A 21019-nucleotide genomic window follows, 5' to 3' on the forward strand; every position below is an offset into this window, starting at 1 on the left:
GCGCTCGCCCGCGTCGACGCATGGCTCGCGCAGCGCTGACGCGCGCCAGCCGGCGCCCGGGCGCGCGGCCGGGCCAACCCCCGTTGCACAATCCGGGCGGGCCGGCGTAAATAGCGGGTCCTCTCTGACGGAACGGATCGCTCATGTATCTCGGCATCGACCTCGGCACCTCGGAAGTGAAGGTGCTGCTGCTCGCCCCGGACGGTGCGGTCGTCGGCACCGCCGGCTCGCCGTTCACCGTGTCGCGGCCGCATCCGCGCTGGGCCGAACAGCATCCGGACGACTGGTGGCAAGGCACGCTCGCCGCGCTCGCGGCGCTGCGCGAACGGCATCCGCAAGCGTTCGCGCAGGTGCGCGGCATCGGCCTGTCGGGCCAGATGCACGGCGCCGTGCTGCTTGGCCGCGACGACCGCGTGCTGCGCCCCGCGATCCTGTGGAACGACATGCGCAGCGCCGACGAATGCGCGCTGCTCACCGAACGCGCGCCCGATCTCCACGCCCTCGCCGGCAATCTCGCGATGCCGGGCTTCACCGCGCCGAAACTGCTGTGGGTCGCGAAGCACGAACCCGACGTGTTCGCGGCAACCGCATGCGTGCTGATGCCGAAGGACTACCTGCGATTCCGGCTGACCGGCGCGAAGGTGTCCGACCCGTCGGACGCGGCCGGCACGCTGTGGCTCGACGTCGCGCGCCGCGACTGGTCCGACGCGCTGCTCGCCGCGTGCGGGATGACGCGCGACCAGATGCCGCGCATCGTCGAAGGCAATGCGCCGTCCGGCACGCTGCGCGCCGATGTCGCGCGCGAGCTCGGGCTGTCGGAGGCCGTCGTGGTGGCCGGCGGCGGCGGCGACAATGCGACGAGCGCACTCGGCATCGGCGCGATCCACGCGGACGACGGCTTCGTGTCGCTCGGCACGTCGGGCGTGCTGAGCGTGGTCGGCGACCGCTTCATGCCGAATCCCGCATCGGCCGTGCATGCGTTCTGCCATGCGATTCCCGATCGCTGGCAATTGATGAGCGTCGTGCTGTCGGCCGCGAGCTGCCTGCGCTGGGTCTGCAAGCTGACGGGCACCGACGAGCCGGCGCTGCTCGCCGAAGTCGAGGCGCTCGACGCCGACGCGCTTGCGACGGCGCCGCTGTTCCTGCCCTACCTGTCCGGCGAACGCACGCCGCACAACGATCCGTATGCGCAGGGCGTGTTTTTCGGGATGACGCACGCGACCGAACGCGCGCATCTCGGCTACGCAGTGCTCGAAGGCGTGACGCTCGGCCTCGCCGACGGCCTCGACGCGCTGCATGCGGCCGGCGTCGAAACCGACCAGCTGTCGCTGATCGGCGGCGGCGCGCGCAGCGCGTTCTGGGCGCAACTGATCGCCGATGCGCTGAACGTGCGCACGCGCCAGATCGGCGGCGGCGAAACGGGCGCCGCGCTCGGCGCGGCGCGGCTCGGCTGGCTGGCCGTCGGCGGCGATCCGCAGACGGTGCTGACCAAGCCGCCGGTGCGCGCCGAATACGCGCCGGACGCGGCCCGCCATGCGTTGCTGCGCGAACGCCTCGACGCGTTCCGCGCGCTGTACCGCCACGTGCGACCGCTGTACGAACCGTCGCGCACGCGGCTCGCGTAAGCCCCGTCGCGGCGGCGCGCACCGACCGTCGGCCGCGCGCAACACATGCGGTACAGTGGATGCCGTCGCGCGGCCCGCCGGCCGGCCCGCGGGGCGGCCCCCAGATCCGAACCGAATCGCTATCGTGTCCAAGTCTTCAGAAAAACTCGATCTCGCCACGCGTGCCGCGTGGCTCTATTACGTCGCGGGCGACACGCAGAACGAAATCGCCGAAAAGCTGCAGGTGTCGCGCCCGGTCGCGCAGCGCCTCGTCGCGTTCGCGGTCGAGAAGAACCTGATCCGCGTGCGCGTCGACCACCAGCTCGCCGACTGCCTCGATCTCGGCGCGCAATTGTCGAAACGCTACGGCCTCGCGATGTGCGAAGTCGTGCCCGTCGATGCCGATGCGCCCGAAGCGATCGACCGCAAGCTCGCGGTCGCCGGCGCGCAGGTGATGGAGCGCTACCTGGGCGAGACGCGGCCGATGGTGATCGCCGTCAGCAGCGGCCGGACGCTGAAGGCCGCGGTCGCGCAGATCGCGCAGATCGACCGCCCGCAGCACCGGCTCGTATCGATGGTCGGCGCGATCGCGGCCGACGGTTCGTCGAACCGCTACGACGTCGCGCAGTACATCTCCGAGAAGACCGGCAGCAAGCACTTCCTGCTGCCCGCGCCGCTGTTCGCCGACAGCGCCGCGGAACGCGCGCAGTGGTGCAACCACCGGCTGTACCGGATCGTCGAGGCGCTGTCGGGCAAGGCCGACGTCGCGTTCATCGGGATCGGCAACACCGGCCCGCACTGCCCGCTCTACGACGACGGCTTCATCACCGAACAGGAGCTCGACGAGATGACCGCGCTCGGCGCGGTGGCCGAACTGCTCGGCATGCCGATCGACGCGCACGGTAAGCTGATCGACGTGTCGACCAGCGCGCGCGTGACGAGCGTGTCGCTCGCCACGCCGCCGAAGCGCCCGACGATCGCGTTCGCGGGCGGCCCGAAGAAACGCGACGCGGTGATCGCCGCGCTGCGCGGCGGCTGGCTGTCGGGGCTCGTCACCGACGAAACCTGCGCGCGCGCCGCGCTCGACGCAAAGGCGGACTGACGCCGCAGCCGGACGCTCAGGCCGCGCGCGGCGCCGGAAACGCATGCCGGCGCGCGCGCCACGCGCCGATCCACGCGGCCGCCAGCAGCGCCACGAGCACCCACGGAATCGCGCCGGCGCCGGTTGCGCCGAGCAGCATCCCGCCCGCGATGCCGCCACCGGCGATCGCGAGATTCCACACCGTCACGAGCATCGACTGCGCGACGTCGGCCGACTCCCCCGCCGCGTTCGCGGCAGCCGTCTGGAACAGCGTCGGCGCGCCGCCGAACGCGAGCCCCCACAGCGCCACGCCGGCATAGACGATCGCCATCCCCGATCCGGCGCCGAGCATCGCCGCCGCGAGCGCGAACAGCGCGATACTGGCAAGCGTAAGACGCCGTTGCGCGGCACCGATCCACGCGCCCGTCAGCGCGATGCCGACCAGCGACGCGATGCCGAACACCAACAGCACCACATCGACCTGCGCACCCATCCGCACGCCCGCGAGAAACGGCGCGACGTACGTGTACAGCATGTTGTGCGCGAGCACGTACGCGAACATCACGGTCAGCACCGGCCGCACGCCGGGCAGCGTCATCACGCCGAGCACCGGTTCGCGCGCGCCGGCCTGCTGCCCCGGGTAATCGGGCACGCGCCAGCGGATCCAGCCGATCAGCGCGAGCGCCGCAAGCGTGATCGACGCGAACGCGACACGCCAGCCGAGCGCCGCGCCCAGCGCGGTGCCGGCCGGAATGCCGATCGACATCGCGACCGGCGCGCCGAGCATCGCGACCGCAATCGCGCGGCCGCGCAGCGACGCGTCGACCATCCGGCTCGCATAGCCGGCCAGCAGCGCCCACAGCAGCCCGGCCGACATGCCCGCGACGAAGCGCGCGGCAAGCGTGAGCGCGTAGTACGGCGATGCGGCGGTCAGCGCATTCGACACGACGAAGCCGGCCAGCGCCGCAAGCAGCAGGCGGCGCCGGCGCATCGCGCGCGTCGCGGCGACAAGCGGAATCGCCGCGACGATCGAGCCGAGCGCATACACGGTCACGAGCTGGCCGATCAGCGCGTCGGGCACGCGCAGGTCGGCGCTCATCAGCGGCAACAGGCCGGCCGGCAATGCCTCGGTGAGGATCGTGATGAAGGCGGCCGTCGCGAGCGCCAGCAGGTTCGCGACCGGCAGGCGCTCGCCCGCCTCCACCGGCCCGATGGAAACCTCGTCGTCGATCGACGTGCAGTCGCTCATGCCGCGCTCCCGGTATCGATGCCGTAGACCGCATCGCGCACGTCGGTCACGATGCGCCCGTACATGCCCTCGTACAGCGTGTTGGTCAGCGCGACGACCGTCAGCCCGGCCGCGCGGTCGACGAACCATGCATGCCCGTACGCGCCGCCCCAGCGCCAGGTGCCGACCGACTCCGGCGACTGCGCGGCCGCCGGATCGTGCAGCACCGAAAAGCCGAGCCCGAAGCCGAAACCCGGTGCATCCGGCAGCTCGTGCGCGCCCGGCTGGATGCACGCCATCTCGTCGATCCATGCGCGTTCGAGCCAGCCGTCGCGGCCGGTGCGCAGCGCGTCGAGCAGCGTCACGCAATCGCGCGCGGTGCCGACCATCCCCGCGCCGCCCGACGGCCACGCGTCGCGATCGAACACGCGCGCCGGCTCGAAGCGGATGCCGATCGTGCCGTCGAATACCGGCACGAGATCGGTGTCCGCCATCCGCCGCGGCGCACCCGGCGTGCTCACGTAAGGCGTCGCGACGCGCGCGGCGTCGTGCGCGACGAACGCGGTGTCGGTCATCCCGAGCGGCGTCGTGACGAGCGCGGCCACTGCCTCGGCGAGCGGCCGGCCGTCGACCGCCTCGATCAGCGCGCCAACCACGTCGGTCGCGAGCGAATAGCCCCACGACGTGCCGGGCGCGAACTGCAGCGGCACGCTTGCGATGCGCCGCACGTTCTCGGCGAGCGAAATGCCCGAACGATCCATCCCGTCGGACACGCCGGCACGTGCATACGGGCCGTCGCCATCGGCTTCGAGGAAGCGGTAGCCGAGGCCGGCCGTATGCGACAGCAGATGACGCAACGTGATCGCGGCGGGTGCGCCGTCGGGCAGCGCCGGGCGGAATTCGGGCAACCAGCGCGCGACGGGTTCGTCGAGCGCGATGCGCCCCGCCGCGACCAGCCGCATCGCGGCAGCCGTCACGACCGGCTTCGTGACCGACGCGAGCCTGAACAGCGCGTCTTCCCGCATCGGCGTACCGGCTTCGCGATCGGCGAGCCCGGCGGCGCGCGCATGGCGCAGCTCGCCGTCGCGCGCGACCAGCACGACCGCGCCGACGATGCGCTCGTCGGCGAGCGCGCGATCGAGCGCGTCGTCGAGCCGGCGGCGCAGCGCGGCGTCCGGTTCGGCACGGGAAACGGTGACAGGCAGGGATGACATGGCGTGACCTCTCGACAGTGAACGAACGTTCATCGTAGGGAGCCGACGCAAGAAGAAAAACCGGGTTAGAGTTCCGGACAATCCGGACGCTGGCGTCCGCAATCGGGAACTTGCATGGAAAATCTCGGCGGTTTCGTCGTGTTCGTTCAGGTCGCGGAAACGCGCAGTTTCGTCGCGGCCGGCCGCGCGCTCGGGCTGTCGGCGTCGGCGATCGGCAAGCGCATCGCGCGGCTCGAGGCGCGCCTGAACGTGCGGCTGTTTCACCGCAGCACGCGTAGCATCACGCTGACGGCCGAAGGCACGCGGTTTCTCGAACGGTGCCGGCGCGTGATCGCCGAGATAGAAGCTGCCGAACAGGAACTGACGCACAGTGCCGAAGCGCCGCGCGGACGCCTGCGCGTGAGCCTGCCGACGATCGGCACGCTGCTGCTGCCGGTGCTCGCCGATTTCATGGCCGAGTACCCGGAGATCGAACTCGATATCGATTTCAGCGACCGGCTCGTCGACGTCGTCGACGAAGGGTTCGACGCGGTGCTGCGCACTGGCCGGCCGTCGGATTCACGGCTGTCGTCGCGGCTGCTCCGCCATTTCCGCCAGCACCTCGTCGCGTCGCCCGACTACCTCGCCCGGCACGGCACGCCGCGCACACCGGTCGATCTCGCGCTGCACCGCTGCCTGCACTACCGCTTTCCGAGCAGCGGCAAGCTCGAAACCTGGCCGCTGCGCGTGCCGCGCTCGGGCACGCCGCCCGAAGTGCCCGTCTCGATGGTCAGCAACAGCGCGGAAGCGCGCCTGTGCTTCGCGCTGCGCGGGCTCGGCATCGCGTGCCTGCCCGAGTTCTTCGTGCGCGCCGCGCTCGACGACGGCACGCTGTGCGCGGTGCTCGACGAACACGTCGCGAGTTGCACGCCGATCTACGTGCTGTGGCCGTCGGGCCGCCATCCGACGCCGAAGCTGCGCGCGTTCGTCGACTTCATGGCCGCAAACCTGCGCTTCTGACCGATCGCGGCCGTCACGCGGCCTTCGCGTGCACGCCGAGCCGGCGAAACGCCTGCCCGTGCTCGTCGAACAGATGGCAGTGCTCGGCCTGCGCGTGCACGTGCAGCGCCTCGCCGGTGCGATACGTGTCGAGCGGCGGAATCCGCGCGATCAGCCCGTCCGGCGCGACCGCCGACTCCGCGTACAGATACGCGGCATCGCCGAGCGACTCGACGGCCATCGTGTGCGCGGCGACGCCCGCGGCCGCCGCGCCCACCAGCAGATGCTCGGGCCGCACGCCGACCGTCACCGCGGCGCCACGCTGCAGCCCGGCCGCTTCGACCGCGACGTACTGCGTCTCGCCACTGTCGAAGCGCACGAGCACACCGCCCGCGTCGACCGATTCGACCGCACCCTTCAGGAAGTTCATCTTCGGCGAACCGATGAAGCCCGCGACGAACAGGTTCGCCGGCGCGTGATACAGCGCGTTCGGCGTGCCGACCTGTTGCACCGCGCCGCCCGACAGCACGACGATCTTGTCCGCGAGCGTCATCGCCTCGACCTGGTCGTGCGTCACGTAGATCATCGTCGTCTTCAGTTCGTCGTGCAGCCGCGCGAACTCCAGCCGCATCTTCACGCGCAGCGCGGCGTCGAGGTTCGACAGCGGCTCGTCGAACAGGAACACCTTCGGCTTGCGCGTGATCGCGCGGCCGATCGCGACGCGCTGCCGCTGGCCGCCCGACAGCTGCTTCGGCTTGCGATCGAGCAGATGATCGATGTGCAGGATCTTCGCGGCCTGCTTCACGGCCTGGTCGATCTCCGGCTTCTTCGCGCCCGCGAGCTTGAGGCCGAACGCCATGTTGTCGTACAGCGTCATGTGCGGGTACAGCGCATACGACTGGAACACCATCGCGATGCCGCGCTTCGCGCTCGGCACGTCGTTGACCTTCGCGCCGTCGATCAGCAGGTCGCCGCTCGAAATATCCTCGAGGCCCGCGATCATCCGCATCAGCGTGGATTTGCCGCAGCCGCTCGGGCCGACGAACACGACGAATTCGCCGTCGGCGATGTCGAGGTTCACGTTGCGCAGCACTTCGGTTTCGTCGTAGCGCTTCGCGATGTTGCGCAGGAGCACGCTTGCCATGATCTGTCTCCGTTCGTTCGTGATGCGCCGCGTGGTACGCGGCGCGCAATCGTTGCTAGTTCGGCAGCACCGCGCCCGTCGCCTGCCAGCGCGCGACGTAGCCGGGCAGCTCGTGCATGTCGTCGAATACGTGACGCGCGCCGATGCCGCGCAGCGCGTCGATCTGCGCGGCCGACGCATGCCCGCCGCCGACGAAGCCGAGCACGGTCATGCCGGCCGCGGCCGCCGCGGTGATGCCGGTCACGCTGTCCTCGACGACGAGGCACTGCGCTGGCGCGACGCCGAGCGTGCGCGCGGCCGCGAGATACACGTCCGGCGCCGGCTTCGGCCGCGCGACGGAATCCGCGCAGAACAGCCGTTCGCCGAAGAAGCGCGCGAGGCCCGTGCGCGCAAGCGCCGCCTCGACGTATGCGCGGTAGCTGTTGCTCGCGCAGGCCGTCGTCAACTGAATCGCGCCGAGCGCCGCGTCGATGCCTTCGACCATCGGCGCATTGACGGCGGCCGCCTCGACCGCGCGGCGGATCGCGTCGACGTCGTCGGCCGACAGCCTGCGTCCGACGGCGTCGCCCGCACCCGCCAGCACGCGCTCGATGCGCAGCCCGAGCAGCGGCATCACGGCCGGACGCGCATCGACGCCCGGCCAGCGCATGTCGAGTTCGCGCACGATCACGTCGGCGGCGACGGCCTCGCTGTCGATCAGCACGCCGTCGCAATCGCAGATCAGCACGTTCGCACCTTGGCCCGCCGCGCTCACTTGACCGCTCCGAACGTGAGCCCGCGCACGAGCTGCTTCTGCGACAGCCAGCCGACGATCAGGATCGGCGCGACCGCGAGCAGCGACGCTGCGGACAGCTTCGCCCAGAACAGCCCCTCGGGGCTCGAGTACGACGCGATGAACACGGTCAGCGGCGCCGCGTTCGAGCTCGACAGGTTGATGCTCCAGAACGCCTCGTTCCACGACAGGATCACGAGCAGCAGCGCGGTCGACGCAAGCCCCGGCAGCGCCATCGGCATCAGCAGGTAGACGATCTCCTGCCACGTCGACGCGCCGTCGATGCGGCCGGCTTCCAGGATGTCCTTCGGGATCTCGTTGAAGTACGTGAAGGTCATCCACACCGCGATCGGCAGGTTGATCAGCGTGTAGACGATCACGAGGCCCGACACCGTGTCGAGCAGCCCCGCGTTCTTCCACAGCAGGTAGATCGGCACGAGCACGCCGACCGACGGCATCATCTTCGTCGACAGCATCCACAGCAGCACCTTCTGCGTGCGGCGGTTCGGGAAGAACGCCATCGCATAGGCGGCCGGCACCGCGAACAGCAGCGAGATCACCGTGACGCCCGCCGAGATCAGCACCGAATTCCACGCGAACGAGAAGTAGTTGCTGCGCGCGAACACCTCGCGGAAGCTGTCGAGCGTCGGCATGAAGAACAGCGACGATGCGTATGCCTGCTGCTCGGTCTTGAACGCGGTGATCGCCATCCAGAAGATCGGGAAGAACAGCAGCAGCGCGATCAGCCACGCGAGCGCGCCGGGCATTGCGCGCCGCACGAGGTCGAACACGGCCGGCGCGCGCCGGCCTTCGAAGGTCAGGTCGCTCATTTCTCGTACTCCCCCTTCAGGTTGCGCGCGAGCATCCGCACGAGGAAGAACGACACGACGTTCGCGACCACGACGGCGATGATGCCGCCCGCGGACGCGAGGCCGACGTCGAACTGCTGCAGGCCGAGCGCATAGATCAGGTAAGACAGGTTGGTGGTCGCGTCGCCGGGGCCACCGCCGGTCGTCGTGTAGATCTCCGCGAAGATCGACAGCAGGAAAATCGTCTCCATCATCACGACCACGGCGATCGCGCGCTTCAGGTGCGGCAGCGTGATGTAGAAGAACATCGCGATCGGGCCCGCGCCGTCGATGCGCGCGGCTTCCTTCTGTTCCTGGTCGAGCGACTGGATCGCGGTGAACAGGATCAGGAACGCGAACGGCAGCCATTGCCATGCGACGATGATGATCACGGCGGTGAGCGGGTAATCGGCGAACCAGTCGATCGGCGTCATCCCGAACGCGCGCATCGCGTTCGCGACGAGCCCGTACACCGGGTGCAGGATCATGTTCTTCCAGATCAGCGCGGATACCGTCGGCATCACGAAGAACGGCGCGATCGCGAGCAGCCGCGCGATGCCCTGCCCGTAGAACTTGCGGTCGAACAGCACGGACATCAGCACGCCGCCGATCACCGTGATCGCGAGCACCGCGCCGATCAGCACGAGCGTGTGCCAGATCGCCGGCAGGAACGACGGATCGGTCGCGAGGAAGCGATAGTTGTCGAGCCCCGCGAAACCCTTCACGTCCGGGTTCAGCAGGTTGTAGCGCGAGAACGAATACCAGATCGTCATCGCGAGCGGAATCGACATCCACAGCAGCAGCACCGCGACGGACGGCGAGACGAGCCAGCTCGCGCCGCCGCGCGCGCGGCGCGGCGCGCCTGGCGGCAACGACGCGTCGCCGACCGACGGCGCGTGACTCAGGGGAAGACGCAGGTGACGCATGATCGGGGTCCCTCCGGTTGATGCGCGGGCGCGAACGGCCTGCCCGCCTTTCGGCTTCGCCGGCCCGCACCGCGCGCGACGGCGCACGGCGCGGGCCACGCGACTGCTTGCGCGTTACTTCTTGTAGCCGGCCTGCCGTACCGCGCGGTCGGCGGCGGCCTGCCCGGCGGCGAGCGCCTGGTCGACCGTCATCTGCCCTGCAACCGCACCCGCGATCGACTGGCCGACCACCGTGCCGAACGACTGGAATTCAGGAATCCCGACGTACTGCACGCCCGTGTACGGCACCTTCTTCAGCGACGGATCGTTCGGGTCGGCCGTCTCGATCGCCTTCAGCACGAAGTCCGAGAACGGCGCGGCGGCCTTGTACTCGGGGCGCTGATAGGTCGACGCGCGCGTGCCCGGCGGCACCGACGCCCAGCCCTCGTCCTTGCCGACCATCTCGATGTACTGCCTCGACGTCGCCCACGCGATGAACTTGCGCGCGGCGTCCTGCTGCTTCGACGTCTTCGGCACGGCCAGCGCCCACGCCCACAGCCAGTGCGAGCCCTTCGGCGTGGCGGCGACCGGCGCGGGCGCGAAGCCGATCTTGTCGGCCACCTGCGACTGCTGCTTGTTATAGAGCATCCCGGCCGCGACCGTCGCGTCGATCCACATCGCGCACTTGCCCGACGCGGTCAGCGTCAGGTTCTCGTTGAAGCCGTTCGAGCTCGCTCCCGGCGGGCCGTCCTTCTTCAGCAGGTTCACGTAGAACGTGATCGCCTTCTTCCATTCGGGCGACGTGAGCTGCGCGTTCCAGTTCTCGTCGAACCAGCGCCCGCCGAACGTGTTCACGACCGTCGACACGAACGCCATGTTCTCGCCCCAGCCGGCCTTGCCGCGCAGGCAGATCCCGTAGGTGCCCTTCGACTTGTCGGTGAGCTTGTCCGCGAACTCGGCGATCTGGTCGTAGGTCGGCTGGTCGGGCATCTTCAGCCCCTTCGACGCGAACAGGTCCTTGCGGTAGAACGTCATCGAGCTTTCGACGTAGAACGGCAGCGCATAGAGCTGGCCGTTGTACGACAGGCTGTCGCGCGCGGTCTTCACGATGTCGTTCAGATCGTAGTCGGCGGGCAGGCCCGTGATCGGCGCGAGCCAGCCGCGCTTGCCCCACTGCGGCGTCTCGTAGGTGCCGATCGCCATCACGTCGAACTGGCCGCTGCCGGTCGTGATGTCGGTCGTCGCGCGCTGGCGCAGCACGTTTTCCTCGAGGATCACCCAGTTCAGCTTGATGTCGGGGTTCGCCTTCTCGAATGCCGGCGACAGTTTCTTCAGCTCGATCATGTCGGGGTTGTTCAGCGTCGCGATCGTCAGCGTGCCGGCGGACGCGGCGCAGGCGGCCGTCGCGAGCGCGGCTCCGGCGAAGCAGCGTGCGGCGGCGTCGAGCATCTTTCGTTGCATGGCATGTCTCCTGTGATTGTTCGATGTGTCGTCGGTCTTGCGTTTCCTTCGCGGCCCGTCACGCCGGCCGCTGCATTCCGCACGCGCGCGCATAGTGCGCGATCACGTCGCGTATCCGGTGGCGCACCCACGCGCGCGGCTCCTTCGCGAGCCCGCCCGCGCGGCACGCCGCGTAGACATCCGGCAGCCACTGCGCGACGAGCGTCTCGGGCACCGGCTGCCGCGCGAGATTGCCGAACAACTGCTCGACCGCGGCCGCGACGGCCGGCTGCAGCCAGTAGTAGCGAATCCGGTCGCTGTAGCTGAACTGGCGCGCGAGCCGCTGCTCGGTTTCGTCGCCGCGGTAGTACGGCGCCCAGTGCTCGGGCTGCGCGCGCATCGCGGCATCGACCACGTCGCGCAACCGCGAGCGCTGCAAGACGTCGTCGATCAGCGCATCCTCGATGAACGTCAATGCGAACAGCGCCTCGCGCAGCGCGAACGTCAGCGCGGGGCCGACCTTCAACACCGCGAAGTGGTCGCGCACGAGCGCGGCGAGCGCGCCCTCGGTCTGGTAATCGGTCGAATGCGCCTCGAACACGAGGCGCGGTGTATGCAGGATACTCGCGCCGAGTGACGCTGCCTTGGCGCTGTCGTAGTCGAGCACGTGGCGATCGTCGAAGTCGACGCCCGGCTGCGCAACGATCGCGACGACGCGCGTCCACGCGTCGTCGAGCCCGGCCGCCGCGAACGCGCAGCGGTGCGCGTCGAGCGTCGCCGCGATGCTGTCGCTGCGCGTGACCGCGATCCGCGCGATCGCCGCGCCGGTCGCATCGCCCGGATTGCCGCTGACCTCGCCGCCCGGCGTCGGCACCTCGGTGCCGATCACGTAGACGGGCGCGACACCGGCGCGCGCCGCCGCGTGTTCCGCCACGCGGCACAGTTCGGCCGCGCGTGCGGCGATCGTGCGGTCGTCGAGCCGCGCCGGATCGTCCGCGCACGCCATGCTCGCATCGAGGTGGATCTTTTCGAAACCGGCTTCGACATACGCGGCGACCATCGCGCCGGCCTCGCGCATCGCATCGGCCGCGCGGCGGTGCCGCCACGGGTTCGGGCCGAGATGGTCGCCGCCGAGCACGAGCGCCGACGGCGCGAGCCCGCAGCGCGCGGCGATCGCATCGACGTCGCGGCGGAAATCGGCGGGCGTCATGCCCGTATAGCCGCCGAGATGGTTCACCTGGTTGCAGGTCGCCTCGATCAACAGCGGCGAGCCGTCCGCGCGCGCGGCTTCGCACGCGGCCTCCAGCACCAGCCGGTGCGCGCTGCAGATCGAATAGATGCCGCGCTGCGCGTCCGCGCGGTTCGCGTCGAAGATCATCCGCAGCACGGCGTCCGCGTGCGCGGTGTGCGGGCGTTCTGCGACGGTCGTCAGGCCGGGCATGCCACACCTCGTTCGGTCAGAAAGCGGTCGATCTCGGCCGCACTGCTGTTGCCTTCCATCGGGCCGCGCCGCGTGACCGCGATCGCGCCTGCCGCGTTCGCGCGGCGCAGCGCGACCTCGATCGGCATGCCCGCGACAAGGCTCGCGACCAGCGTGCCGCCGAAGCAGTCGCCGGCGCCGGTCGGGTCGATTTCGTCGACCGGAAACGCCGGCACTTCGGCACGGCTCGCGCGGTCGAACGCGACGCTGCCTTCCGAGCCGCGCTTCAGCACGACGCGCTCGAGCAGCGGATGCGTCGCGAGCAGGCCCGCAATCGCGCGCTCGGCCGGCTGCGGCCCGCAGAAGAACGGCAGGTCGGCTTCGCTCGGCAGGAACAGGTGGCAGGCGGCGAGCATTTCGTCGAGTGCCGCACGCATCGGACGGAAGCTCAGCATCTCGGGGCGCACGTTCGGATCGAACGATACCTTCGCGCCGGCGCGCGCGGCCTCGATCACGCCGCGCTGGATCGCCGCGATCGCCGATTCGCTCGTCAGCGACGAGCCCATCACATGGAAGTAGCGGCAGCCGTCGAACATCGCCGTATCGACGTCGGACGCATCGACACACGCGGCCGCGCTGGTGGAAAGACTGAAGACGAAGCTGCGCGAACCGTCGTCGCGATACGCGACGAACGCGGTGCCGGTCGGGCGCGCGACGCGGCGGATGCGCGCGATATCGACGCCGTCGCGTTCGAGCCGCGCGACGATCGCGTCGCCGAACGCGTCGCGGCCGACGCAACCCGCATACGCGACGCGCGCGCCGAGCCGTGCGGCCTGATCGGCAAAGATCGCGGGCGCGCCGCTCGGGAACGGTCCGGCAAACAGGCCCGGCGCGTCGAAACCCTGGCCGCGCTCGGCGGCGACGAATTCGGCGAGCAGTTCGCCGGCGACGACGATCGCGGCCATCAGGCGTGCCCTCCTCGTCCGAAGGCGGCCGCGGCGTGCGGCATTGCCGCGTCGTCAAAGGCCTGCAGGCAGGTTGCGCGTGCGAGCGTCGCCACGTCAGCTCATCCAGTTGCCGCCGTCGACGTTCAGCGTCTGGGCGGTGATGTAGTCGGCGTCGGCCGACGCGAGGAACAGCGCGGCGCCCGTCAGGTCGCCCGGCACGCCCATGCGGCCGAGCGGCACGGCTTCGCCGACCAGCCGCTTCTTCTCGCCGAGCGGCCGGTTCTCGTAGCGCGCGAACAGCGCGTCGACCTGCTCCCACATCGGCGTGTCGACGACGCCCGGCGCGATCCCGTTCACGTTGATCCGGTGCGGCGCGAGCGCGAGCGCAGCCGACTGCGTATAGCTGATCACCGCGGCCTTGGTCGCGCAGTAGTGCGAAACGAGCGCCTCGCCGCGACGGCCGGCCTGCGACGACATATTGACGATCTTGCCGCCGCGCCCCTGCTCGACCATCCGCTGCGCGACGGCCTGCATCAGGAAGAACAGCCCTTTCACGTTGACCGCGAACAGCCGGTCGAACACGTCCCACGATTCGTCGAGGATCGGGCGCATGTCGAACAGCGCCGCGTTGTTGAACAGGATGTCGACGCCGCCGAAGCGCTCGACGGCGGTGGCGACGATCCGCTCGATGTCGTCACGGCGCGTGACGTCCGCGGTGACGGCCACCGCGCGGCCGGGGTTCGCTTCGATGAGCCGCGCAAGCGAGCCGCCTGCCGGCTTCACGTCGACGAGCACGCAGCGCGCGCCCTCGTCCAGATAGCGTTGCGCGACCGCCTCGCCGATGCCGCTTGCCGCGCCCGTCAGGATCGCGACCTTGTCTTCCAGTCTCACTGGCTGTCTCCGGTTCGTTCTGCTGTACGACGGCCACGAGGTGAGCGAACGCTCGCAGACCGATCAATTGCTCTGTTATTGATCGAATGATCGGATACGCGATTCGCGCTGTCAAGGCAACGTGACGGCTTTCTATGACGCGCTGCGGCACGACGGCGCATCGCGCCGGCCCGCGGCGCACGCCCGGCAAGGCGCGGCGCGCGCGGTGCGGTGCGGCCGGATCGGCGATGAAGGGGACGGAGCGTAGACGGAATGGGGAATTCGCGCTGCACGGCACGGCGATACGTTATATCATCGCCGTACTCTGTTTGACTGCCTGCTTCACGCCATGGCTACCTCATCGTCCATTGACGCCCGGCTGTCCCGGGCCGACGCATTCGCCGCCGAGCACGGGCTCGCGTGGACGCCGCTGCGCCGCCAGGTCTACGAACGCGTGCTGGCCGCGCAGCGCCCGATCGGCGCGTACGACCTGCTCGCCGAGCTCGAACCGCAGCGCGGCCGCGTGCCGCCCACGACCGTCTATCGCGCGCTGGATTTCCTCGTCGAGCACGGTTTCATCCACCGGATCGAATCGAAGAACGCGTTCTTCGCGTGCTGCGAGATCGGCGTGCCGCACGAAGGCCAGTTCCTGATCTGCGATTCGTGCGGCGACACCGTCGAGATTCCCGGCGGCGACCTCGCGAAGCAGTTGTCCGCGAGCGAGCCCGCGCACGGTTTCGAAGTCCACCACCAGGTCGTCGAGCTGAGCGGCCTGTGCGGCCACTGCAAGCGCAAGCCCGCGCAACGCTGACGCCGCATCGCGCGGCGCATGTGCCGCCTTTCCAACGAGGAGTTTCATGTCCATTGCCTTGAAGCGCGCGCCGCGGCGCGCCCTGTCGCCTGTCCGCTGGTTTGCCGCCGCTGCCGCCGCGCTGTCGCTCGCGGCGCCCGCGTTCGCGCAGGCCGTGACCGTCAACGTCGTCGCCGCCGAGAATTTCTATGGCGATGTCGCGTCGCAGATCGGCGGCCGCCACGTCGCGGTAACCAGCATCCTCAGCAATCCCGAACAGGATCCGCACCTGTTCGAAGCAAGCCCGAAGACCGCCCGCGCGCTCCAGCACGCGCAGGTCGTGATCTACAACGGCGCCGACTACGATCCGTGGATGGGCAAGCTGCTCGGCGCATCGAAGCAGGCGAAGCGCGCGACGATCGTCGTCGCCGATCTGGTCGGCAAGAAGGCCGGCGACAACCCGCACCTGTGGTACGACCCGGCGACGATGCCGGCCGCCGCGCGCGCGATCGCGGCCGAGCTCGGCCGCGCCGATCCGGCGAACAAGGCCGAATACGACGCGAACCTGCAGAAGTTCGTCGCGTCGCTGAAGCCCATCGACGACAAGGTCGCCGCGCTGCGCGCGCAGTACAAGGGCGTGCCGGTGACGGCCACCGAGCCCGTGTTCGGCTACATGTCCGACGCGATCGGGCTCGACATGCGCAACCAGCGCTTCCAGCTCGCGACGATGAACGACACCGAGGCGAGCGCGCAGGACGTCGCCGCGTTCGAGAACGACCTGCGCAAGAAGCAGGTGCGCGTGCTGATCTACAACAGCCAGGCCGAAGCGCCGATGACCAGGCGCATGCTGAAGATCGCGCGCGACGGCGGCGTGCCGGCCGTCAGCGTCACCGAGACGCAGCCGGCCGGCAAGACCTTCCAGCAATGGATGGCCGGCCAGCTCGATGCGCTCTCCAGCGCGCTTTCGGCCGGCAAGAAATAAGCGACTGCAACGACATGACCGCCACTCCCCACGCACTCGCAGTCGATCGCGTCACGCTCGAACTGGGCGGACGCACGATCCTGCGCGACGTCAGCTTCTCGATCGAACCCGGCGAATTCGTCGGCGTGCTCGGGCCGAACGGCGCGGGCAAGACGACGCTGATGCGCGCCGTGCTCGGCCTCGTGCCCGTCTCGGCCGGCACGCTGTCCGTCGGCGGCGTGCCGGTCGTGCGCGGCAACGCGTCGATCGGCTACATGCCGCAGATCAGGAGCGGCCTCGCGAACCGCCGGATGCGCGGCTACGACTTCGTCGCGATGGCCGCCGACGGCCACCGCTGGGGGCTGCCGCACACGAATGCGGCGACGCGCCGCGAGGTCGACCGCGTGCTCGACCTCGTCGGCGGCCCGACGCTCGCGCGCCGGCCGCTGTCGGAGCTGTCGGGCGGCGAGCGGCAGCGCCTGCTGCTCGCGCAGTGCCTGCTCGGCAATCCGAAGCTGCTGCTGCTCGACGAGCCGCTGATCAGCCTCGACCCGAACCACCAGCGCGGCGTGGTCGAACTCGTGCGCAACGTGCAGCGCGAGCTCGGCATCACCGTGCTGTTCTCCGCACACGAACTGAATCCGCTGCTGAACGCGCTCGACCGCGTGCTGTATCTCGGCAACGGCGTCGCGGCGCTCGGCACCGTCGACGAGGTGATCACGAAGCCCGTGCTGTCGCGCCTCTACGGATCGCCGATCGACGTGATGCGCGTGAACGGCAAGATCTTCGTGATGTCGGGCGACGTCGAGATCGAGAAGCACGACCACGAACACGAGGACGACGACGGCCACTCGCACGGCGGCGGCGGACACGGCCATCACCACCACGGACACGCTCATCCCGGGCATTCGCACGATGTTTGAATACGACTTCATGATCAACGCCTTCGCGGCGTCGGGCATCGTCGCGGTGCTCGCGGGCATCGTCGGCTACTTCCTGGTGCTGCGCGGGCAGACCTTCGCCGGCCATGCGCTGTCGCACGTCGGCTTCACCGGCGCGACGGGCGCGGTGCTGCTCGGCATCTCGCCGATCTGGGGGATGGTCGGCTTCACGCTCGCAGCCGGGATCGGGATGGGCGCGCTCGGCGAACGGCTCGCGGGCCGCGACGTCGCGATCGGCGTGATCCTGTCGGGCGCGCTCGGTTTCGGCCTGCTGTTCCTGCATTTCTATACGTCGTTCGCGACGCAGGTCACTGCGCTGCTGTTCGGCAACGTGCTCGCGGTCAGCCACGACACGCTCGCGGTGCTGGCCGGCATCGGCGCGGTGAGCCTGATCGCGCTCGCGCTGATCGCGCGGCCGCTGCTGTTCGCATCGCTGCAGCCCGAACTGGCCGAAGCCAAGGGCGTGTCGCTGCGCACGGTGTCGATGCTGTTCCTCGCGGTGTGCGCGCTCGCAGTGGCCGCCGCGACGCAGATCGTCGGCGTGCTGCTCGTGTTCACGCTGCTGGTCGGGCCGGCCGCGGCCGCGCAGAACGTGTCGACGCGGCTGTCGACGGGCGTGCTGCTCGCCGCGCTGTTCGCGCTGTTCGAGGCGTGGGCCGGCATCACGCTTGCCTATCACACCGACTGGCCGACGAGCTTCTGGATCACCGCGCTGTCGGCGCTCGTGTACGGCGCGAGCCTGTTGCGGCGCCACTGATCGCCGCCCGACGGATCGCCGCCCGATGCCAATGAAAACGCCGGCGTGCCCGAGGGCAGCGCCGGCGTTTTTTTTATGCGCCCGCAATCGCGTGCGGCGATGCGTGCGTTACCTGCTTCGCTCCCCGTTCATCGTGAGAGCACGCGCGCGTGATGCGCGATGTGATCGGCGATGAACGTCGAGATGAAGTAATACCCGTGGTCGTAGCCCGGATGACGGCGCAGCGTCAGCGGCTGGCCGGCCTTCGCGCACGCGGCTTCGAACACGTCGGGGTTCAGCTGGTTCGCGAGGAATTGATCGGCGAGGCCCTGGTCGACCAGGATGCCGTCCGCGAACTTCGGCGCATCGGCGCGCGCGACGAGCTCGCTTGCGTCGTGTGCGTTCCACGCGTCGCGATCGTCGCCGAGATAACCCGAGAACGCCTTCTCGCCCCACGGGCAGCGCGTCGGCGCGGCGATCGGCGCGAACGCCGACACCGACCGGTACAGGCCGGGATGACGCAGCGCGAGCGTCAGCGCGCCGTGTCCGCCCATCGAGTGCCCGAAGATCCCGAGCCGCGCGCCGTCGATCGGCAGCTCGGCCGCGACGAGCTCGCGCAGCTCGCCCGTCACGTACGACTCCATCCGGTAATGCGTGGACCACGGCGCCTCGGTCGCATCGACGTAGAAGCCCGCACCGACACCGAAGTCCCACGCATCGGTCTCGCCCGGCACGCCCGCACCGCGCGGGCTCGTGTCGGGCATCACGAGCGCGACGCCGTGCTGCGCCGCGTATTGCTGCGCGCCGGCCTTGATCGCGAACGTCTCGTCGGTGCAGGTCAGCCCCGCGAGGTAGAACAGCGCCGGCACGCGGCCGTGCGCGGCCTGCGGCGGCAGGTACACCGAGAACTTCATCGGCAGGCCGATCGCCGTCGAATCGTGGCGATAGAAGCGCTGCTCGCCGCCGTGGCACGCATGCGAGGAAACGAGTTCGAGCATGACGGTGCGCTCCCGGTCAGTACAGCACGACCGAGCGGATCGACTCGCCGGCCTTCATCAGGTCGAAGCCTTCGTTGATCCGCTCGAGCGGCAGCGTGTGCGTGATCAGGTCGTCGATGTTGATCTTGCCTTCCATGTACCAGTCGACGATCTTCGGCACGTCGGTGCGGCCGCGCGCGCCGCCGAACGCCGAGCCCTTCCACTCGCGACCCGTCACGAGCTGGAACGGACGCGTGCTGATTTCCTCGCCGGCTGCGGCCACGCCGATGATGAACGACTGGCCCCAGCCCTTGTGCGTGCACTCGAGCGCCTGGCGCATCAGCTTCACGTTGCCGACGCATTCGAACGAGTAGTCGGCGCCGCCGTCGGTCAGCTGCACGATGTGGTCGACGACGTTCTCGACTTCGTTCGGGTTGATGAAGTGCGTCATCCCGAACTTCTTCGCGAGCTCGACGCGCTTCGGGTTGATGTCGACGCCGATGATCTTGTCCGCGCCGACCATCTTCGCGCCCTGGATCACGTTCAGGCCGATCCCGCCGAGGCCGAACACGACGACGTTCGCACCGGCCTCGACCTTCGCCGAATAGACGACCGCGCCGACGCCCGTCGTCACGCCGCAGCCGATGTAGCAGATCTTGTCGAACGGCGCGTCCTCGCGCACCTTCGCGACCGCGATCTCCGGCACGACGATGTAGTTCGAGAACGTCGACGTGCCCATGTAGTGGAACAGCGGCTTGCCGTCGAGCGAGAAACGCGACGTCGCGTCGGGCATCAGGCCCTTGCCCTGTGTCGCGCGGATCTTCTGGCACAGGTTGGTCTTGCGCGACAGGCAGAACTTGCACTCGCGGCATTCCGGCGTGTAGAGCGGAATCACGTGGTCGCCCTTGCGCACGGTGCCGACGCCGGGGCCGACGTCGACCACCACGCCCGCGCCTTCATGGCCGAGGATCGCCGGGAAGATCCCTTCCGGATCGGCACCCGACAGCGTGTAGTAGTCGGTGTGGCAGATGCCGGTCGCCTTCACTTCGATCAGCACTTCGCCTGCGCGCGGCCCTTCGAGATCGACTTCCTCGATCGTCAGCGGTGCACCCGCCTTCCATGCAATCGCGGCTTTCGTTTTCATCGTGTCACTCCTGTCTGTCAATTAGGTTGCCCCGGGGCGGCGCTTCGGCGCTTACGCAGGTCCCATTCGCACCGGGCCCCGTTCAAAGCTGTCGAAACCATGCCGCGCGACATCGCGCGACACGGCAAAAGCATCTCGTGCTCGCCATGATGGCCGGTCCCGCCGCACACCGCGAGCGGGAAACGGTCGCCGGCTTGCCACGATGCGTCATCTCTGACGCAAAAGAACAAGTGTCCGAGTTTAAACGCCCGTCGTGAACCATGCATCCGCGCGCGCATACAGATCGATGAAGCGTGCGTGGCGCGCGGCCAGCAGGCGGTCGTCGCGCGGCGCGGCGACCGGCGACGCGGCCGGCGCCAGCGCGTGCAACGCATCTTCGCGCCAGTGTCCGATCGCGACGCCCGCGAGCAGCGCGGCGCCGCGCGTCGCGGCGTTCGGGCAATCGATCGCGTGCAGCGACGCGCCGAGCGCGTCGGCGAGCAGCTGGCGCCAGCGCGGATCGACCGAGCCGCCGCCCGCGAGACGCAGCGTCGTCACCGGGTCGCGACGATCGGCATCGCGGATCGCATCGAGCCCCGCGCGCAACGCGAACGCGACGCCTTCGAACGCGGCACGCATCATCGCGCCGCGCGTGTCGCCGAGCCCGAGGCCGAGCCAGCCGCCGCGCGCATCGGGGTTCATCCACGGCGAACGCTCGCCGGTCAGGTAGGGCAGGAAGCACAGCCGTTCCGACGCCGGTTGCGCGAACGCGTCGTCATACGCATCCGCCCATCCCGAATAACCGAGCCAGCCGCGCACGGCTTCGAGCGCGAGCCCGACGTTCTGCATCGCGGCCATCGTGTAATAACCGCCGCCGGCTGCCGCGCGATAGCGATGCAGCCCGCGCCGCGCGGGCGGCAGCGTATCCGCGAGCACGACGATCTGGCCGCCGCTGCCCGTCGTCAGCAGCGCGTCGCCGGCCGCGGCGAGCCCGCTGCCGAGCGCCGCGCATGCGGTGTCGGCCGCGCCCGTCGCCAGCG

General features: G+C 69.7%; 20 protein-coding genes. 7 read left to right on the forward strand and 13 right to left on the reverse strand.

What is annotated here, in order from left to right:
• Positions 1–143: 143 nt before the first annotated feature.
• A complete protein-coding gene (gene xylB, locus ACPUER_RS32540; RefSeq protein WP_425133093.1) occupies positions 144–1625 on the forward strand; it encodes a xylulokinase in 1482 nt (493 codons plus the stop codon).
• Between the two features lie 124 nt (positions 1626–1749).
• A complete protein-coding gene (locus ACPUER_RS32545) occupies positions 1750–2706 on the forward strand; it encodes a sugar-binding transcriptional regulator (RefSeq protein ID WP_425133094.1) in 957 nt (318 codons plus the stop codon).
• A gap of 16 nt (positions 2707–2722) precedes the next feature.
• Here the strand turns inward: ACPUER_RS32545 and ACPUER_RS32550 are convergent, their stop codons facing one another.
• Both ACPUER_RS32550 and ACPUER_RS32555 read right to left on the reverse strand, forming a co-directional pair.
• The gene (locus ACPUER_RS32550) at positions 2723–3934 is read right to left on the reverse strand and encodes an MFS transporter (protein WP_425133095.1); all 1212 of its coding nucleotides are present in this window, start codon (positions 3932–3934) and stop codon (positions 2723–2725) included.
• Positions 3931–5127: a serine hydrolase domain-containing protein gene (locus tag ACPUER_RS32555; RefSeq protein ID WP_425133096.1), complete on the reverse strand. Its 1197-nt coding sequence runs from the start codon at positions 5125–5127 to the stop codon at positions 3931–3933. Before ACPUER_RS32555 ends, ACPUER_RS32550 begins: the two co-directional genes overlap by 4 nt.
• A 114-nt stretch (positions 5128–5241) precedes the next feature.
• On the opposite strand from ACPUER_RS32555, the gene ACPUER_RS32560 reads away from it, so the two are divergent.
• Positions 5242–6126, forward strand: a complete 885-nt coding sequence (locus ACPUER_RS32560; RefSeq protein ID WP_425133097.1) for a LysR family transcriptional regulator — start codon at positions 5242–5244, stop codon at positions 6124–6126.
• A gap of 13 nt (positions 6127–6139) precedes the next feature.
• On the opposite strand, the gene ACPUER_RS32565 is transcribed toward ACPUER_RS32560, so the two are convergent.
• From ACPUER_RS32565 to ACPUER_RS32600, 8 genes are all read right to left on the reverse strand, one after another.
• Positions 6140–7249 (reverse strand): sn-glycerol-3-phosphate ABC transporter ATP-binding protein UgpC, encoded by a 1110-nt coding sequence (locus ACPUER_RS32565; RefSeq protein WP_310142279.1) that lies wholly within the window; start codon positions 7247–7249, stop codon positions 6140–6142.
• 55 nt (positions 7250–7304) lie between these two features.
• On the reverse strand, positions 7305–8003 hold the full coding sequence (locus ACPUER_RS32570) for an HAD family phosphatase (RefSeq protein WP_310142281.1): 699 nt from the start codon (positions 8001–8003) through the stop codon (positions 7305–7307).
• Positions 8000–8851 carry a carbohydrate ABC transporter permease gene (locus ACPUER_RS32575; protein WP_310142283.1) on the reverse strand — a complete coding sequence of 284 codons (852 nt, stop codon included), beginning with the start codon at positions 8849–8851 and terminating at the stop codon, positions 8000–8002. The genes ACPUER_RS32570 and ACPUER_RS32575 overlap by 4 nt, the downstream gene beginning before the upstream one ends.
• Positions 8848–9795, reverse strand: coding sequence for a carbohydrate ABC transporter permease (locus tag ACPUER_RS32580; protein WP_425133098.1), 948 nt, complete (start codon positions 9793–9795; stop codon positions 8848–8850). Before ACPUER_RS32580 ends, ACPUER_RS32575 begins: the two co-directional genes overlap by 4 nt.
• 114 nt (positions 9796–9909) lie before the next feature.
• Positions 9910–11235, reverse strand: coding sequence for an ABC transporter substrate-binding protein (locus tag ACPUER_RS32585; protein WP_425133099.1), 1326 nt, complete (start codon positions 11233–11235; stop codon positions 9910–9912).
• Positions 11236–11293: 58 nt separating this feature from the next.
• Positions 11294–12655: a D-tagatose-bisphosphate aldolase, class II, non-catalytic subunit gene (locus ACPUER_RS32590; RefSeq protein ID WP_425133100.1), complete on the reverse strand. Its 1362-nt coding sequence runs from the start codon at positions 12653–12655 to the stop codon at positions 11294–11296.
• Positions 12643–13599 carry a sugar kinase gene (locus ACPUER_RS32595; RefSeq protein ID WP_425133101.1) on the reverse strand — a complete coding sequence of 319 codons (957 nt, stop codon included), beginning with the start codon at positions 13597–13599 and terminating at the stop codon, positions 12643–12645. The genes ACPUER_RS32590 and ACPUER_RS32595 overlap by 13 nt, the downstream gene beginning before the upstream one ends.
• A 96-nt stretch (positions 13600–13695) precedes the next feature.
• Positions 13696–14472, reverse strand: coding sequence for an L-iditol 2-dehydrogenase (locus ACPUER_RS32600; RefSeq protein WP_034178892.1), 777 nt, complete (start codon positions 14470–14472; stop codon positions 13696–13698).
• A gap of 328 nt (positions 14473–14800) precedes the next feature.
• Between ACPUER_RS32600 and ACPUER_RS32605 the strand changes: the two genes are divergently transcribed.
• From ACPUER_RS32605 to ACPUER_RS32620, 4 genes are read left to right on the forward strand one after another with little or no spacing between them, the layout of a single operon-like run.
• Positions 14801–15262, forward strand: a complete 462-nt coding sequence (locus ACPUER_RS32605) for a Fur family transcriptional regulator (RefSeq protein ID WP_011546084.1) — start codon at positions 14801–14803, stop codon at positions 15260–15262.
• A gap of 46 nt (positions 15263–15308) precedes the next feature.
• Entirely contained in the window at positions 15309–16223 is a 915-nt protein-coding gene (locus ACPUER_RS32610; protein ID WP_425133102.1) for a metal ABC transporter solute-binding protein, Zn/Mn family, read from the forward strand.
• 14 nt (positions 16224–16237) lie between these two features.
• Positions 16238–17125, forward strand: a complete 888-nt coding sequence (locus ACPUER_RS32615; protein ID WP_175961944.1) for an ABC transporter ATP-binding protein — start codon at positions 16238–16240, stop codon at positions 17123–17125.
• Positions 17118–17900 carry a metal ABC transporter permease gene (locus ACPUER_RS32620; RefSeq protein ID WP_174419802.1) on the forward strand — a complete coding sequence of 261 codons (783 nt, stop codon included), beginning with the start codon at positions 17118–17120 and terminating at the stop codon, positions 17898–17900. Before ACPUER_RS32615 ends, ACPUER_RS32620 begins: the two co-directional genes overlap by 8 nt.
• Positions 17901–18028: 128 nt before the next feature.
• On the opposite strand, the gene fghA is transcribed toward ACPUER_RS32620, so the two are convergent.
• From fghA to ACPUER_RS32635, 3 genes are all read right to left on the reverse strand, one after another.
• Positions 18029–18877, reverse strand: a complete 849-nt coding sequence (gene fghA / locus ACPUER_RS32625) for an S-formylglutathione hydrolase (RefSeq protein ID WP_425133103.1) — start codon at positions 18875–18877, stop codon at positions 18029–18031.
• Positions 18878–18893: 16 nt separating this feature from the next.
• The gene (locus ACPUER_RS32630; protein WP_006483756.1) at positions 18894–20000 is read right to left on the reverse strand and encodes an S-(hydroxymethyl)glutathione dehydrogenase/class III alcohol dehydrogenase; all 1107 of its coding nucleotides are present in this window, start codon (positions 19998–20000) and stop codon (positions 18894–18896) included.
• A gap of 240 nt (positions 20001–20240) precedes the next feature.
• Positions 20241–21019 (reverse strand): FGGY-family carbohydrate kinase (locus ACPUER_RS32635; protein WP_425133104.1); only part of this gene is annotated, 779 nt, incomplete at its 5' end.

Origin of the sequence: Burkholderia sp. DN3021 (assembly GCF_049805555.1) — a bacterium.
GTDB classification, from domain to species: domain Bacteria; phylum Pseudomonadota; class Gammaproteobacteria; order Burkholderiales; family Burkholderiaceae; genus Burkholderia; species Burkholderia pyrrocinia_C.

Excerpts from the sequence above, each read along its gene's own strand:
- xylB (WP_425133093.1), top strand. The coding sequence starts at position 144 with ATGTATCTCGGCATCGACCTCGGCACCTCGGAAGTGAAGGTGCTGCTG.
- ACPUER_RS32550 (WP_425133095.1), bottom strand. The coding sequence starts at position 3,934 with ATGAGCGACTGCACGTCGATCGACGACGAGGTTTCCATCGGGCCGGTG.
- ACPUER_RS32555 (WP_425133096.1), bottom strand. The coding sequence starts at position 5,127 with ATGTCATCCCTGCCTGTCACCGTTTCCCGTGCCGAACCGGACGCCGCG.
- ACPUER_RS32560 (WP_425133097.1), top strand. The coding sequence starts at position 5,242 with ATGGAAAATCTCGGCGGTTTCGTCGTGTTCGTTCAGGTCGCGGAAACG.
- ACPUER_RS32565 (WP_310142279.1), bottom strand. The coding sequence starts at position 7,249 with ATGGCAAGCGTGCTCCTGCGCAACATCGCGAAGCGCTACGACGAAACC.
- ACPUER_RS32575 (WP_310142283.1), bottom strand. The coding sequence starts at position 8,851 with ATGAGCGACCTGACCTTCGAAGGCCGGCGCGCGCCGGCCGTGTTCGAC.
- ACPUER_RS32580 (WP_425133098.1), bottom strand. The coding sequence starts at position 9,795 with ATGCGTCACCTGCGTCTTCCCCTGAGTCACGCGCCGTCGGTCGGCGAC.
- ACPUER_RS32585 (WP_425133099.1), bottom strand. The coding sequence starts at position 11,235 with ATGCAACGAAAGATGCTCGACGCCGCCGCACGCTGCTTCGCCGGAGCC.
- ACPUER_RS32590 (WP_425133100.1), bottom strand. The coding sequence starts at position 12,655 with ATGCCCGGCCTGACGACCGTCGCAGAACGCCCGCACACCGCGCACGCG.
- ACPUER_RS32595 (WP_425133101.1), bottom strand. The coding sequence starts at position 13,599 with ATGGCCGCGATCGTCGTCGCCGGCGAACTGCTCGCCGAATTCGTCGCC.
- ACPUER_RS32605 (WP_011546084.1), top strand. The coding sequence starts at position 14,801 with ATGGCTACCTCATCGTCCATTGACGCCCGGCTGTCCCGGGCCGACGCA.
- ACPUER_RS32610 (WP_425133102.1), top strand. The coding sequence starts at position 15,309 with ATGTCCATTGCCTTGAAGCGCGCGCCGCGGCGCGCCCTGTCGCCTGTC.
- ACPUER_RS32615 (WP_175961944.1), top strand. The coding sequence starts at position 16,238 with ATGACCGCCACTCCCCACGCACTCGCAGTCGATCGCGTCACGCTCGAA.
- ACPUER_RS32620 (WP_174419802.1), top strand. The coding sequence starts at position 17,118 with ATGTTTGAATACGACTTCATGATCAACGCCTTCGCGGCGTCGGGCATC.
- fghA (WP_425133103.1), bottom strand. The coding sequence starts at position 18,877 with ATGCTCGAACTCGTTTCCTCGCATGCGTGCCACGGCGGCGAGCAGCGC.
- ACPUER_RS32630 (WP_006483756.1), bottom strand. The coding sequence starts at position 20,000 with ATGAAAACGAAAGCCGCGATTGCATGGAAGGCGGGTGCACCGCTGACG.